The sequence below is a fragment of the Actinomyces sp. ICM47 genome, assembly GCF_905369875.1.
Lineage (GTDB): Bacteria > Actinomycetota > Actinomycetes > Actinomycetales > Actinomycetaceae > Pauljensenia.
The window spans coordinates 54,716-68,806 of record NZ_CAJPJE010000001.1; the positions used below are offsets into that span (position 1 = coordinate 54,716).

Consider the following 14,091-nt stretch of genomic DNA (forward strand, 5'->3'; position numbering starts at 1 on the left):
CAGATCGGGGAGGGTGGCGACAGCTGAGCACATAACGAACCCGGGCCTCGTCGACAGGGACGAGGCCCGGGTCAGTGCGCGCTCGCGGCTTACCGAAGCGGCGGCGCGGACGGGTGGGGGCGTTTACTCCTCCGTTCCGCCCAGGGCAGGAATGCGCTCGATCTGATCCTTGAAGAAAGACTCGGCGCTCGAGATGAAACGATCAAGATTGACGAACAGCTGCGAGTCAGTCAGGCCCAGACGGGCAGTCACATACTGCTCGGCGCACAGGCGCTGACGGCCGTCGTCCAGAGTCGCGACGTAGACCTTGGGCCACGTCGTGGACGCGTTCCAGTCGTTACAAGCCTGTAGGAGGCGCGAACGCAGCTCCATCGAGACCTCTTCGCGCACAGCGCCCCACATGCTCACGTCCGCGCCGTCGTTGACGACCGAGAACACGTAGAAGCCGTTCGTGAAGCCCGTGTGCAGGCGGTTGTCCTTCACGTCGTAGGCGTAGTCATTCGTTTCGAAGAAGTCGACGACCCGCTGAAGATCAACGGGGCGCACAATCCGGCGGCGATCAAGAGCGCGCTTGCACTGCTCGATGACCTCCGGCGCGTGCTCGTTGGTCGGATCCATGGCGAGGCACTGCTCGAGGTAGGTCAGTGCGCTCTCCTCCTCATCCTGCCAGTACAGGGCAGTACCAATGCGGTAATACCACACCGGGTCTGCCATGCCCTCAGCTTCAACGCCGCGCAGCAGCTCGACGGCGTGCCCGATGAGTTCCTTGAAGGAATCCATGTACGGCTGCGCGTAGTTAATGTAGGCGCGCGCCAGCAGGCCAGTCAGCTCGTAGTCCAGCGACGTCGGCGCATCGCGTTCGATGAGCGCAATGATCTTCTGGTGTTCTTGTTCTTCATGCAGAGCATTGATCTGCGCGATGAGCTGTGAGCGCGAATCCACGGACGTTCCTCCCACGTGAGGTCATGAGTGAGTACCGAAACACAAGCATAACAGGGGAGGGGAAACGTCCGAGGGGCATGGGAGGACGCTGCTGTGTAGGGTGGAAGCGTGAAGGAAGAGGCTACGACCGAGGGACCTGCGCCCGACGACACGCGTGCCCGCATGAGCGCCGCCGATGCGGCCCAATGGGACGAGATTCAGCAGTGGAAAGAGGCACAGATTAGTCCCCTGCGTCCTCGCGTCATTTCCCAGCGCCTGCGCGCCTACGCAATGGCACCTGTCAGGGCGACAGTCAGGCTCGCGCGAAAGGTCCCCGGCGGCGCGGCCATCGCCTCGACGATGTCTTCGTCGGCGCTGCGCCTCATGGAGAAGGCGACGTCGGTATCCGATGCCTCGGTGCGTCGCGAGCGCATTCTGAAGTCTTACCGAGAGGCGGGTTACGATGTTGAGCGGCTGGAGGATATCCGTAGCCTCGGTTTGAGCCTCGACCAGATTCGCCCGGTGAGACCTCATTTGAAGATCGCGTATTCGAGCGCCGTGGCTATCGAAGGTGCGCTGACCAGCATCGTCGCGACGGGAGGTTCGGTCGCTGCCGTCCTCGGCCTCGGGATCATCTCGGCCCCCGGCATTGCGATCACGACCTTTGCGCTCGCCCTCGACATCGTAACGTTCCTGGGCGCTGCGACGCGCCTGGTCTCCCACACGGCGGCCTATTACGGCTACGACACGGTTGATCCCGCGGAAAACTATTTCGCCACGATGGTTCTCTCCCAGGCGATCGATCCGAAACGCGCTACCGGCAACCAGGTCGTCGAAAAGCAAACGACGTTGATCGCCGTCAACAAGGTCGTGCGTGACATCGCCAAGCAAGGGCCAATGGATGCCGTCGGGACCAACGCGATCTCGGCTGCCGTGAACCCCTTGGTTGCTTCCCTTGGCTCGCGCCTGGCGGGCATGAAGGTTGCCCAAATCGTGCCGTTCATTGGCATCCTCGTGGGCGCGTTTCTGAATGCCTCCCTCATGCGCACGATCGGCGACACGGCCGACCACCTCTACCGGGAACGTTTCCTCGCGGAACGCTACGGATACATTGACGAGGCCGGGGAAGACTCTACGGGTGTCGTGAGCGCCGCGGTGGCCGACGAAATCAGCGCCGATAACGCCTCCACCCTGGAAGAGACAACAACCGAGGGGCGCTCGCACTAACGAACGCCCCTCGGGTCTCACACGTCAGTTCCGTGAGTTCCATTTCTGCCAGTCGTCGTCCTGCGCGTCGACGGCGATCACCGGCATGTGCGCGGTAGCGCCGGGCGCATTGCCCTCGGGCAGCGCCTGTGCGGCCTCTTCTTCACCCTTCTGCTTGCGGCGCTTCGACCAGGGCCAGCGGCGCTTCTTCTGTGCTTGCGGCTCCGGACGGATCTCTTCGCTCCACGAGAACTGCGAGGTCCAGCTCTCCTGGAAGCCGCCGGATTGCTCGGGAGCCTGGGGTGCCGTGGGAACCTGCTGCGCGGCAGCGCCCTGATCTACCGGTGGGAAGGGCTGAGCGGGTGCCGTCGGCATGGGCTGCTGAGGTACCTGCATCTGCGGCGCGGCCGGCACCGCAGGAGTCTGCGGTGCCTGCTGGGGTTGCGGTGCCTGCTGGGGTTGCGGTGCCTGCTGGCTCGCGGCGGGGGAGTCCCAGTCGAAGGAATCCATCCTGTCGAACTGAGGCATCTGCACGGTGGGCACGCCTTCATCCGAGTCATTCCCAAGGGACGAGGCCGGGGCGGGCATCGCCTCGGGCGCAACGGGTGGCTGCGGCGGGGCAACCGGCTGAGGCGCAGGAGCCGCTACGGGAGTGGAGGACGCTTCGGGCGACGCGACGTGTTCCGGCTCAGGAGGTGCGGCCTGCTCGGGCGACGCGGCAGATGCTTGCTGGGTGGGGACCCGCAGCAGCTTGACGGTCGGGACGTCAACGTACTGAGGTGCCTCGGCCGGCGCTTGCTCGGGAGTGGGCGCGTCGACCTGCTCCGGCTGCGCGGCGGACTGAGCGGGGGCAGGCTGCTCGGGCTGGGGATCTTGTGTGGGTGCGAGATCCGTCTGCGCCTCGGGCTTGTAGCGTGGGAGCTTGACGGTGAGCATGCCGGGGTCTTCGGGTGCTGCGGCGGACTCTGCTTCGGGTGTGGGTTGTGCCTGTGCTTCGGGCTTGAAGCGTGGGAGCTTGACGGTGAGCATGCCGGGGTCTTCGGGTGCTGCGGCGGACTCTGCTTCGGGTGTGGGTTGTGCCTGTGCTTCGGGCTTGAAGCGTGGGAGCTTGACGGTGACCAAGCCTGGGTCCTCTGGCGCGGCAGGAGCGGTCTCAGGCGCAGGCGCAGGAATGGGGGCTGCGGGTGCTGCCCCATGGGACGCTGCGACCGACTCCGGCTTGGGTGCCTCGACCGGCTCAGCAGCGGGAGCCGCGGCAGCTGCGCCTTGGTCGTCGTAGGTGCCGAATAGCTGTGTCTTGGCGTCGGGGTCGGCTTGGCCGTCGTAGGTGCCGAATAGCTGTGTCTTGGCGTCGGGGTCGGCTTGGCCGTCGTAGGTGCCGAACAACTGCGTCTTCGCGTCGGGATCTGAACCGCCAAATGTCGTGAGCAGTTCTGTCTTCTCACCCGACATGGAAGCGGTGCCGCCGACCACCGCGGCACCGCCCATCGGGGGCTGTTGCGGTGCGTTCTCGGGCGCTGCAGGGTTGGGGCCGCGCTGAGCGGAGGGGAACATGCTCATAGGAGCGCCGAGAGGCCGGCCGGGGGTGCCGCCAGCTGTGGGAGCGTGGATGGGCTGCTGAGGAGCAGCCGGGGCGGGACCCGTCTGTCGTTGCCAGACGAAGCCCGTTTCGCGCGGCGTCGGGCCACCGGGTGTCGCATCCTGCGCAGGGTAGGGGTTGTACGTTGCCCCCTGACCGAACTGAGCGGGACCGCCAGTGTATGCCGAGGCCTCGGGCATGCCGGGCCGTACCGGGAAAGGAACGCTTCCCTGGCTTGAGGGAGGGACACGCTGAGCCTGTGACTTCTTCTTGGCCTTCTGTGAACGCAAGGCGTAGACGATGAAGACGACCACCAGAACAAGGATGATGATGCTGATGATCAGGGCGGTCAATAGCCACAAAGATGGAGTCGACGATGCCTCCTCAGCGGCGGCACGCAACGGTGCGGCCACGGTGGCGCTGCCCTTGTTCTCCACAGAAAGGGCCGATGCCGCGTCAGTGAGGTGGACGTCCGTAGCCAGGACGGACGTCTCCGACAAAGGCGGGATCGCGGCTGCGTAGGCCCCTAACGACGGGGTCGACACGATGAATAGGGTCCCGAGCGTTGCGCACAGGGTGCGGAAAAGTCGCATGCAATCCTCCTGGATCTAGGTCACTCGATTATCGTCTGTTCGCGCGCGCAAAGCAATGGAGGGGCCGGGGCCTGAGAATGTCTGACCGAACGTCAAGTTGGTATGCCTCGCATGCCAAAGAAAAAATCCTCTAACTGACAAGGTCTCCTGAGAAATCATCGCGTAGTATGACAACTGTCTACCTGACGTCAGGTTTTCGACCTTATTACGAGGTGCTATCCGGTCTAACAGAGGAGGGGCGCTGTGAAGTGTCGGCCCGCAACGAGTGCAGATATTCCTGAAATGACACGCATTATCACGGAAGGATTTCTTGACTATCCATTTCATCTCACGCTCAAGCCATATGTCTACCAGACGGAGCGTTACCCACAATGTCTGGCTGTCCTCAATGAGATGATGGCGAAAGCCTACCTGACCTCCAGAAACGCTCTCGTCGTTGAACATGAGGGACAGGTTATCGCCGTTGCACTCATGCATGATCGGCCAATCGGCTTCTGGCGTAACGTGGTCAGCGGCGGGTATCGCCTCTTCCGCTACGCATCTCCGCTCCTGGTGGCTGACTTTGCCCAGGCGTCCTACGACGGAGATCAGATCGCTATTGATAATGGCGATTTTGACTGGTATCTCGAGATTCTGTCGGTCGATAAGCGGATGCAGGGTCGGGGAGTAGGCCGATGGCTCGTTGCCAAAGTCCTTCCCGACTTCGTGGCGAAGCGGGGTGGGCGCGCGTACGGACTGGTGACGTGTACGGAATCCAATGCTCGCTTTTATATGAATGGTGGCTGCGAGCTGCTGGGGCGTGCGGAGAAGAAAATGCGAGATGAACCCTTCTCGATTTGGGCCTTCCAGCATCGAGCGGAGCTTCTCCGATGATGGTGGTCTAGCGGTCGAACTCCCGTCGCGGTCGTGAGTGGCCGCACGGTCGCGCGGAGGCGATCTTTGTGCAGGTCGCGCCGCGTGATGCACGTCCCCCAATTCCGCTTGACTTCAAGGGCTTGAGGTCTTTTAGGGTGAGGTCATGGCAGGAACAGGCTCCGGGCGCACGTACTCTATTAAGGAGGTAGCGGCGCTCGTTGGCTTGCCCCCGTCTACCCTGCGCTATTACGAGGACGTCAGCGTTATTCCTGCCATTGCGCGCGATCCCTCGAGTGGGCATCGTATCTACACGGAAGGCGATCTGGAGTTGCTTACCTGGGTCGCGTGTCTGTCGGCGTCGGGTATGTCGATTGCTGATATGCGGGACTATGTGCGCTCGGGGTTGGGCGTGGACCGTGATATTTCCGAGTTTATTTCCCTCCTTGAGCAGCAGGATGCGCGCCTTCAGGAGGAGGCGCAGATCATCGAATTGCGCCGTGAGTTCTTGCACACAAAGGTCGATTATTGGCGTGCAGTCAAACGTGAGGACGCGCTAGAAGCTGAGCGCTTGGATACTTGCGCGCGTGAACTTGCTGAGCGCTTGAAATCGTGGTCGCCGCGCTCATAGGAGCCTGGCGGGGCGGGGTTCCATGCCTGCTCCGGACCTCGCCCCGCTAGGGGGCACAGGGCCGCGTGTCTGAATTGGCGCGCGGCCCTCACTTATGTCCGCGGTCTCTTTCAGTGGGGCGCGGTGTGTGGACTTCAGATGGTGGTGTGCGGGTGTTGGAGTAGCTGTGTGGTGGTAACGTGTGAGGTGATCGTGTGAAACAAGTCATGCTCAAAGAGGAGTTTGAGATGCTCTCGACCGACACCGTCTCCCTCAGTCCGAATCCCCTCGTGCAAGCCTTAGGGAAGCCCGCGCAAGAGTTCACGAAGGCCGACATCATCGGATACATCGAAGACAATCGGATCTCGATGCTCAACCTTCGCTACGTCGGCGGAGATGGCCGGCTCAAGACCCTTAACTTTGCGATTCAATCCAAGGCGCATCTCGACCGCGTCCTCACCCTCGGTGAACGCGTCGACGGATCCTCGCTCTTCACCTTCGTCGAGGCGACTTCCTCCGACCTGTACGTGGTACCGCGCCTGGCCACCGCGTTCCTCAACCCCTTCTCCGCGATCCCCACGGTGGAGTTCCTGTGTGGTTTCTACGATGTGAGCGGGGCGCCCCTGGCCTCGGCCCCGCAGGAGATCCTGCGCAAGGCTCAGCGCGCCCTCGAGGCGCAGACAGGATGCACCCTCGAGGCCCTCGGCGAACTCGAGTACTACCTCTTCTCCCCGGAGGACCCGCTGTTCCGGGTCGAACCCCAGCGCGGCTACCACGAGTCTGGGCCGTTCTCGAAGTGGGAGGACGTACGCACCGAGACCCTGCTCCACCTGGTGAGCATGGGGTGCGCCGTCAAGTACGCCCACTCCGAGGTCGGTAACTTCGTGTCGGATGGGCGTCAGATGATCCAGCAGGAGATCGAATTCCTGCCCGTAGACGCGTGCGCCGCGGCCGATCAGATGGTGCTGGCCAAGTGGGTGCTGCGCGAGGTCGCCCACTCATACGGCATCGAAGTGTCCTTCTCGCCCAAGATTGCGGTGGGGCAGGCCGGATCCGGCATGCACTTCCATACCCGCCTGGTCAAGGACGGCGTCAACCAGTTCTCCACGGGATCGGGCCTCACGGAGGCGGCCTTGAAAGTCATCGGCGGCTACCTGTCGCACGCCGCGTCGCTGACGGCTTTCGGGAACACCGTGCCTACCTCGTTCCTGCGCCTCGTGCCCCATCAGGAGGCACCGACCGCGATCTGCTGGGGTGACCGTAACCGCTCGGTCCTCGTGCGCGTGCCTCTCGGGTGGCAGAACATCGACGACTCGATGTTCCGGGACGCGAACCCGAACGAGCCGCCCATCGCAGGACTTCCTAACGACTCCCAGACCATCGAGCTGCGCAGCCCGGACGGGTCGGCGGCCATCCATCTGCTCCTGGCGGGCATTGTGGTTGCCGCGCGCATCGGGCTGACACGACCCGGCATGGCCGACTACGCGAGCAAGCGCAAAGTTGACGGTGACGCCTCACAGACCCCCGGCCTCGACCAGCTGCCCTCGTCGTGTTTCGAGGCCGCGGGCCGCCTTCTCACGCAGCGCGAAGACTACGAGGAAGGCGGTGTGTTCCCGGCCGGTCTCATTGACTCGTGGGCCGCACGCCTGGTCGAGCTGGGCGACATGCACCTGAGAGACGACCTGGCCGACTCGCGGGTGTCCGTCGAAGAACTCGTTGAACGTTACTTCCACATCGGCTAGAACACCCGAGCATTGCTCGAATGATCAGTCACCCGGCGGGGGAGCGAAGCGCTCGCTGGACTCCGGGGTCGGCGGTATATCTGTGGGGTCTTCGCGAGACGAATCGGCCTCCGGTGCGGGCGGCGCAGGCGTGAGCGCCGACAGCGCGGACCCAGGCGTGGGGGACGCGTAGGGCGCTGCTCCCGTCTTCGCCTCCAAGGCGGCCTCGCGCTGCGACGCTCGCACGGATGCATCCCAGTCGAATTGGGCGTCGGCCGCCGCCTGACGCGACCGGTGAGTCCACTGAATGAACGCGCCCACGAGAACCAGGGCGAGGACGCCGCCGGTGATCGCAAAGATCGGGGTCAGGGACGAGCGCGAGGAACCCCCGCCTCGTTCCCGGCTCGGTGACGGCGACGGTGACGGTGTGGGAGAAACGGAAGGCGTGGGGGACGCGGCCGCCGCGTCGGCGTTCACCGTGCCCGTCGCGGTCACATCGTCGCGCACATTCGTCCACGTGACCGTGCTCGCGTCCGTCTTCGTTGAGAAGCCCGCAGACGTGACGGCCCCGCCTTCCGAGGCCTCGACGATCTCGGAGGCGTGCGCGACCAGCGTGACAGAGTCGATGGTGGCGACGGCCTCGGGCGTGGAAAACCCCTCGAGAAGGCGGGCGGATTCCGAATGAAAGTGGAAAACGCCGCCAGAGTCGACCGTCACGATCTCCGACCCCGCACTGGGTAGCACCCACGTGAAGCGGCAGCCGTCGATACCGTTGACGTCAACTAGCACGGCGGAGGACGCTTGCGCGCCCGTCCCCATCGATTGGCACTGCTCGCCGATGAGCGGATGATCCGTCGAGAGCGTCACCTCGTGGGTGGCGGACACCCCAGGAGTGATGTCGTAGACCTCAGCCAGGTGAATCGGCGTCGGATCATCCGCGACGGCGGGCGCACCGAGCGCACACAGCGCCAGCGCCCCACCGGCGCAGGCCATTGCGCGTGCACCCCTCACGACGCCTCGTCCTCGGAACGCAGACGCGGGACCGAGGTCTTGGCGGGCTTGACGCCCACCTTGCCCGCGTAAAACGCGCGAATCACGTCCATGTCGGCCCGCACATCACCCGTCAGACGGTACGTCGGCCCCCACCCGAAGGTGCGGGTGTTGCGGTCGATGAAGCCCAGCTGGATCGGCACATCCGCCTCCATGGCGATGCGGTAGAAGCCCGACTTCCAGAACTCACGCGGCGAACGCGTCCCCTTCGGGGTGATGCACAGCGTGAACGAGTCGGACTCGCGGATACGCTGGGCGACCTGCTCGACGAGGCCGTGGGCCGCGCTGCGCTCCACGGGAACCGCGCCGATCTTCTTGACGAACCAGCCCAGCAGCGGGGCCTTCACCACGGAATCCTTCACCAGGAACGAGAACGTGCGCCCCGACTTCCACATAGAAATCGCCATGAAGACGCCGTCCCAATTCGAGGTGTGCGGGGCACCGATAACGATGACCTTGTCCGGCAAGGGCTGCGTAGACAGCTTCCACCGGGAAACAGACAGGTAGGCGGACGCAATCGCGGAGGTGAGAGCCATGGTGGCCTTTCTGGTCGTAGCTGCCCTCAATCCTACCCGCGGGCCGCTCAGTCCAGCGTCTCCACGGCGAGGGTCTGCGTCATGATGTGAGGGTGGCCCGGCCACAGCGTCAGCGCCCTCTCGCGCACCGCCGCGGTCTCTACGCACACGAAGTGCTGCCACTCGCCCTCGCCGATATCGCTCATGGTGGCCGCGCCCTGTGACCAGGGGTTCCACACGATGGTGGAGCCGGAGCCGTTCTTATCCACGATGATGCGTCGGTCCAGCTTCGGGTCGATGACGCTGACTTGCTGCGTCGTCGTGTAGACGCGGTCGGTGAAACCCACGAAGCTCAGGTCGCCGCGCTGGGTGGTGTAGCGGCCGCGCACCTTGTCGAAGTAGCGCTCGCCGTCCAGTCCCTCGACGCTCACGTCCTTGACGTCCCCGACGCGCAGGTAGGTGTGCATGGCGGCCTCGATCGCGAAGGGGTGATCGTCCTCGTTCGTCAGAGTCAGACTCATGTCCAGCTCGGCACCCGCGCTCACATCGAGGCGCGCGCAGAAGGAATGGGGGTAGAGCATGGAGGTCTCGCCCGTGTGGTGCAGTTCGAAGGAGAACGAGGCCGGGGCATCGTTCGTGGGGCGGGTGGAGGAGAGGAGCTTCCACGTGGAGGTGCGGGCGAAACCGTGTGCTCCTGCGCCGGACCCCGGGCGTGACGGGGAGTCATCGGGGCCCCCGAACCAGGGAAGACAGAGGGGGACCCCACCGCGGATTGCTTTCGTGCCGTCGAGCACGGCGCGGGAGGAAAGCCATAGGACGTCATCATCGTTGGTTGGGTGCCAGGACAGGAGGTGTGCCCCGAAAGGGGTGATTTGTGTCGAGGCTGAGGGGACAGTGGCGGATAGGGTGGCGATGTCGCTCATATCTATCAGTTAAGTGGTGGGGGTGTTTCTCGGCAAATAGACCAATCGGTCCAGCTGGGTGGGGTAGCGACGTGGTGGATGTCGCAGGATGGCATGCGCATAGGCCCTCCGTATGCCGATATTCTGAAGGGGTATGTGCGTGGAATCGGTCAGCCGTTCGATTGTCAATCGGGCTTCTGTGCCCCATCACACGCAATAATAGGTGTCCACATGTGAGGAGTCCAGATATGCCCACGCGTCTCGACCTGCGAAACGTCGCGATCGTTGCACACGTCGATCACGGAAAGACCACGCTGGTTGACGCAATGCTCTGGCAATCCGGAGCGTTCTCCGAGCGTGACACGGTCGAAAAGACCGGCGAGCGCGTCATGGACTCCGGCGATCTTGAACGAGAAAAGGGCATCACCATTCTCGCCAAGAACACCGCCGTCCACTATCGCGGCCCCGCCGCGCAGGCCCTGGGCCTTCAGGACGGCGTCACCATCAACGTCATTGACACCCCCGGCCACGCCGACTTCGGCGGCGAGGTTGAGCGCGGCCTGTCCATGGTCGACGGCGTCGTCCTCATGGTTGACGCCTCCGAAGGCCCACTCCCGCAGACCCGCTTCGTCCTGCGCAAGGCCCTCCAGGCTCACCTGCCCGTCATCGTCGTCGTCAACAAGGTTGACCGCCCCGACTCGCGTATCGACGAGGTCGTCTCCGAGACGACCGACCTGCTGCTCTCCCTCGGCGAGGACCTCATGAACGAGGGCATCGACATCGACGTGGACTCCCTCATGGACGTCCCCGTCGTGTACGCCTCCGCTAAGGCTGGCAAGTGCTCCCTCGAGAACCCGGGCGACGGCCAGCTGCCCACCGAGAACCTCGAACCCCTGTTCGAGACTATCCTCAGCCGCATCCCGGGTCCCTCCTACGACGAGGACATGCCCCTGCAGGCGCACGTCACCAACCTGGATGCCTCGCCCTTCCTGGGCCGTCTGGCCCTGCTGCGCATCCACAACGGCACCCTCAAGAAGGGGGCCGACGTGGGATTGGCCCGCCACGACGGCACCATCCAGCGCGTGCACATCTCCGAGCTGCTGGCCACCGAGGGCCTCGAGCGCGTCTCGACCGACTCCGCTGCGCCCGGCGACATCGTCGCCGTCGCCGGCATCGAAGACATCATGATCGGTGAGTCCCTCGTTGACCTCGAGGACCCGCGTCCCCTCCCACTCATCACGGTCGACGACCCGGCGATCTCTATGACGATTGGCATCAACACCTCGCCCATGGCGGGTCGCGTCAAAGGCGCGAAGGTCACGGCGCGCCAGGTCAAGGACCGCCTGGACCGTGAACTCGTCGGCAACGTGTCGCTGAAGGTCCTGCCCACCGAGCGTCCCGACGCCTGGGAGGTTCAGGGCCGAGGCGAACTCGCCCTGGCGATCCTCGTTGAGCAGATGCGCCGCGAGGGCTTCGAGCTGACCGTCGGCAAGCCGCAGGTCGTCACCAAGGAGATCGACGGCGTCCTCAGCGAACCCATGGAGCGCATGACGATCGACATCCCCGAAGAGTACCTCGGTGCCATCACGCAGCTCATGGCCGCCCGCAAGGGCCGCATGGAAACCATGGCGAACCACGGGTCGGGCTGGATTCGCCTCGAGTTCGTCGTCCCCGCCCGCGGCCTCATCGGCTTCCGCACGCGCTTCCTTACCGAAACGCGCGGCACCGGCATCGCGTCGTCCATCTCCGAGGGCTACGCCCCCTGGCAGGGCACCATTGAGCAGCGCCTCACCGGCTCGCTCGTCGCCGACCGCGCCGGCCAGGCCACCCCGTACGCGATGACGAACCTGCAGGAGCGCGGCTCCTTCATCGTCGAACCCTCCTCGGAGGTCTACGAGGGCCAGGTCGTGGGCGAGAACCCGCGCGGCGAGGACATGGACGTGAACATCTGCCGCGAGAAGAAGCAGACGAACACCCGCAGCGCGACCGCAGACGTGTACGAGTCGCTGACCCCCTCGCGCAAGCTGACCCTCGAGGAGTCCCTCGAGTTCGCGGCCAACGACGAGTGCGTCGAGGTCACCCCCGAGGCCGTGCGCGTGCGCAAGGTCGTCCTGGACGCTCAGGAGCGTTTCAAGATCGCCGCTCGCGAGCGCCGCGCCAACCGCTGACCCACCCGAGTGCCCCCTCCGCCCGCTAGATCGTGGGCGGGGGAGGCACCCTCTTGCCCGTCACCATCGTGTGGGCATCCACGCGAACCGGCCCACGCCTCGTCGCGACCGTGACGTGGGTGGGAGCCACCTCTAAGACCTCTCCCAGGGCGTCGTGCAGACCGTCTGCCAGGCGGTAGCGGATGACGATTCTCTCGCCGACCTCGAAGCGCATCCACGGCAGATCGGGAATTGCGCGAAGGAGGCGTGCGGAAATTTGCTCTCCTGCGTCGGTGTGTGCGCGCTGGGCATGCGGCGACAATGCGCCGTTTTCCGCGGGAATATGTGCGGTGGGTGACTCGGGGCTGCTCATACGTGAATAATAGAATCAACGAGTCTTTAGAACTGACCAGGAGGAACGTCTCATGACCTACGTCATCGCGCAGCCGTGCGTGGACGTCAAGGATCGCGCGTGCGTGGACGAGTGCCCCGTCGACTGCATCTACGAGGGGGAGCGCACGCTCTACATTCACCCCGAGGAGTGCGTGGACTGCGGCGCGTGCGAGCCTGTGTGCCCCACCGAAGCGATCTTCTACGAGGATGACCTGCCCGAGGAGTGGGCAGACTACCTGCGCGCCAACGTCGATTTCTTCAACGAGCTGGGTAGCCCCGGCGGTGCCCAGAAGACCGGCGTCCAGGACTACGACGACCCGATGATTGCCGCGCTGCCTCCTCAGAATGAGGAATGGAAGGCAGAAAACCTCTGACAGTCGATAGGGTAGTGGCATGACAACTACGCTGCCTCGCCCCCTCGACCTGCCCGAATTCCCCTGGGATCAGCTTGCACCCGCTAAAGCGCGCGCAGCTGCACATCCCGGGGGAATCTGTGATCTGAGCGTCGGCACGCCCGTCGACGACACCCCCGCGTTCATCCGAGATGCCCTCGCCGAGGCATCCAACGCGCACGGCTACCCGACGGTGATTGGCACCGCTGAGGTGCGCGATGCGATCCTCGCTTGGGGGGCGCGACGCAATATGGTCGATGTCGGCCTCGGTGGCGTGATTCCCACGATTGGCTCGAAGGAAGCCGTCGCGTGGGTCCCCTTCCTGCTCGGCGTACGCCCCGGCGACACCGTCCTGGTTCCCGAGGTTGCCTACCCGACCTACGACATCGGTGCCCGCCTGGCTGGAGCGACTCCCGTCCCCGTCGACCCGACGAACCCCGACTCGTGGCCCGAGGCCACCCTCGTCTACCTGAACTCGCCCGGAAACCCCGATGGACACGTCATGAGTAAGGACGAGCTGCGCGGAGTCGTCGCGTGGGCGCGCTCCCAGGGTGCTGTCGTTGTTTCCGACGAGTGCTACGCGGCCCTGCCCTGGGCCGAACCCTATGTGAGCGAGGGCGTGCCCTCCCTGCTGAATGTCGACGTTTGCGACGGTGACGCGAGCGGCCTCCTCGTCCTGTACTCGCTGTCCAAGCAGTCGAACCTCGCGGGCTACCGCGCCGCCCTCATCTACGGCGATCCCGCGCTGGTCGCCCCCATCGTGAACGCGCGTAAGCACTCTGGCCTCATGGTGCCCGCCCCCGTTCAACATGCGATGGCCCTCGCCCTGACTGACACCGAACACGTCAAGGACCAACGGGAGGTCTACGCCGCGCGACGCACCCTCCTCCTCGAGGCCCTGACCGACGCCGGCCTCGACGTTGACCCCGACAGTGCGGCTGGCCTGTACCTGTGGGTCGCCGACCCCGCCAACCCGACCGACTCATGGGTGCTCGTGGACCGACTGGCCGAACTTGGCATCCTCGCCGCTCCCGGCGACTTCTACGGTACCGCTGCCCACGGGCGCGTGCGCGTGGCCCTCACCGCCACCGACGAGCGCGTGGCAGCTGCGGTCAGCCGCATCCGCGAGGCATGGTCCGCCCGCTGACGGTTTCTACAACGACACGAGGCCGGGACGCATAACGCGCCCCGGCCTCGTTCGGTGTGTCCT

General features: G+C 64.7%; 13 protein-coding genes. 7 read left to right on the forward strand and 6 right to left on the reverse strand.

Going from position 1 to position 14,091, the window contains the following annotated elements; translation table 11 throughout:
- Window positions 1-123: 123 nt before the first annotated feature.
- Window positions 124-942 carry a YbjN domain-containing protein gene (locus QZ149_RS00290; protein ID WP_291448497.1) on the reverse strand — a complete coding sequence of 273 codons (819 nt, stop codon included), beginning with the start codon at window positions 940-942 and terminating at the stop codon, window positions 124-126.
- Window positions 943-1,050: 108 nt separating this feature from the next.
- On the opposite strand from QZ149_RS00290, the gene QZ149_RS00295 reads away from it, so the two are divergent.
- Window positions 1,051-2,148 carry an EcsC family protein gene (locus QZ149_RS00295; RefSeq protein ID WP_291448500.1) on the forward strand — a complete coding sequence of 366 codons (1,098 nt, stop codon included), beginning with the start codon at window positions 1,051-1,053 and terminating at the stop codon, window positions 2,146-2,148.
- Between the two features lie 24 nt (window positions 2,149-2,172).
- Here QZ149_RS00295 and QZ149_RS00300 read toward each other — a convergent pair whose 3' ends face one another.
- Window positions 2,173-4,299, reverse strand: a complete 2,127-nt coding sequence (locus tag QZ149_RS00300; RefSeq protein WP_291448503.1) for a hypothetical protein — start codon at window positions 4,297-4,299, stop codon at window positions 2,173-2,175.
- Window positions 4,300-4,581: 282 nt separating this feature from the next.
- Here QZ149_RS00300 and QZ149_RS00305 point away from each other — a divergent pair, with 282 nt between their 5' ends.
- The 3 genes from QZ149_RS00305 to QZ149_RS00315 all read left to right on the forward strand — a co-directional run bounded on the left by QZ149_RS00305 (window position 4,582) and on the right by QZ149_RS00315 (window position 7,503).
- Window positions 4,582-5,172, forward strand: a complete 591-nt coding sequence (locus QZ149_RS00305) for a GNAT family N-acetyltransferase (protein WP_291448505.1) — start codon at window positions 4,582-4,584, stop codon at window positions 5,170-5,172.
- Window positions 5,173-5,317: 145 nt separating this feature from the next.
- Window positions 5,318-5,782: a MerR family transcriptional regulator gene (locus tag QZ149_RS00310; RefSeq protein ID WP_291448506.1), complete on the forward strand. Its 465-nt coding sequence runs from the start codon at window positions 5,318-5,320 to the stop codon at window positions 5,780-5,782.
- Between the two features lie 227 nt (window positions 5,783-6,009).
- Window positions 6,010-7,503 carry a glutamine synthetase family protein gene (locus tag QZ149_RS00315; RefSeq protein WP_366488003.1) on the forward strand — a complete coding sequence of 498 codons (1,494 nt, stop codon included), beginning with the start codon at window positions 6,010-6,012 and terminating at the stop codon, window positions 7,501-7,503.
- A 24-nt stretch (window positions 7,504-7,527) separates the two neighbouring features.
- Here QZ149_RS00315 and QZ149_RS00320 read toward each other — a convergent pair whose 3' ends face one another.
- The 3 genes from QZ149_RS00320 to QZ149_RS00330 are packed head-to-tail and all read right to left on the reverse strand — an operon-like array spanning window position 7,528 to window position 9,970.
- Window positions 7,528-8,493, reverse strand: a complete 966-nt coding sequence (locus QZ149_RS00320) for a hypothetical protein (protein ID WP_291448508.1) — start codon at window positions 8,491-8,493, stop codon at window positions 7,528-7,530.
- A complete protein-coding gene (locus QZ149_RS00325) occupies window positions 8,490-9,068 on the reverse strand; it encodes a 1-acyl-sn-glycerol-3-phosphate acyltransferase (RefSeq protein WP_291448511.1) in 579 nt (192 codons plus the stop codon). Before QZ149_RS00325 ends, QZ149_RS00320 begins: the two co-directional genes overlap by 4 nt.
- Window positions 9,069-9,115: 47 nt before the next feature.
- A complete protein-coding gene (locus QZ149_RS00330; RefSeq protein WP_291448513.1) occupies window positions 9,116-9,970 on the reverse strand; it encodes a D-hexose-6-phosphate mutarotase in 855 nt (284 codons plus the stop codon).
- A 227-nt stretch (window positions 9,971-10,197) separates the two neighbouring features.
- Between QZ149_RS00330 and typA the strand changes: the two genes are divergently transcribed.
- Window positions 10,198-12,117, forward strand: coding sequence for a translational GTPase TypA (gene typA, locus QZ149_RS00335; RefSeq protein WP_291448516.1), 1,920 nt, complete (start codon window positions 10,198-10,200; stop codon window positions 12,115-12,117).
- 25 nt (window positions 12,118-12,142) lie between these two features.
- Here typA and QZ149_RS00340 read toward each other — a convergent pair whose 3' ends face one another.
- Window positions 12,143-12,469, reverse strand: coding sequence for a 2-hydroxymuconic semialdehyde dehydrogenase (locus tag QZ149_RS00340; RefSeq protein ID WP_291448519.1), 327 nt, complete (start codon window positions 12,467-12,469; stop codon window positions 12,143-12,145).
- 52 nt (window positions 12,470-12,521) lie between these two features.
- Between QZ149_RS00340 and fdxA the strand changes: the two genes are divergently transcribed.
- Window positions 12,522-12,863, forward strand: coding sequence for a ferredoxin (fdxA, locus tag QZ149_RS00345; protein WP_009648216.1), 342 nt, complete (start codon window positions 12,522-12,524; stop codon window positions 12,861-12,863).
- A 19-nt stretch (window positions 12,864-12,882) separates the two neighbouring features.
- Window positions 12,883-14,028 (forward strand): succinyldiaminopimelate transaminase, encoded by a 1,146-nt coding sequence (gene dapC / locus QZ149_RS00350; protein ID WP_291448523.1) that lies wholly within the window; start codon window positions 12,883-12,885, stop codon window positions 14,026-14,028.
- The last annotated feature ends 63 nt before the right edge of the window (window positions 14,029-14,091 follow it).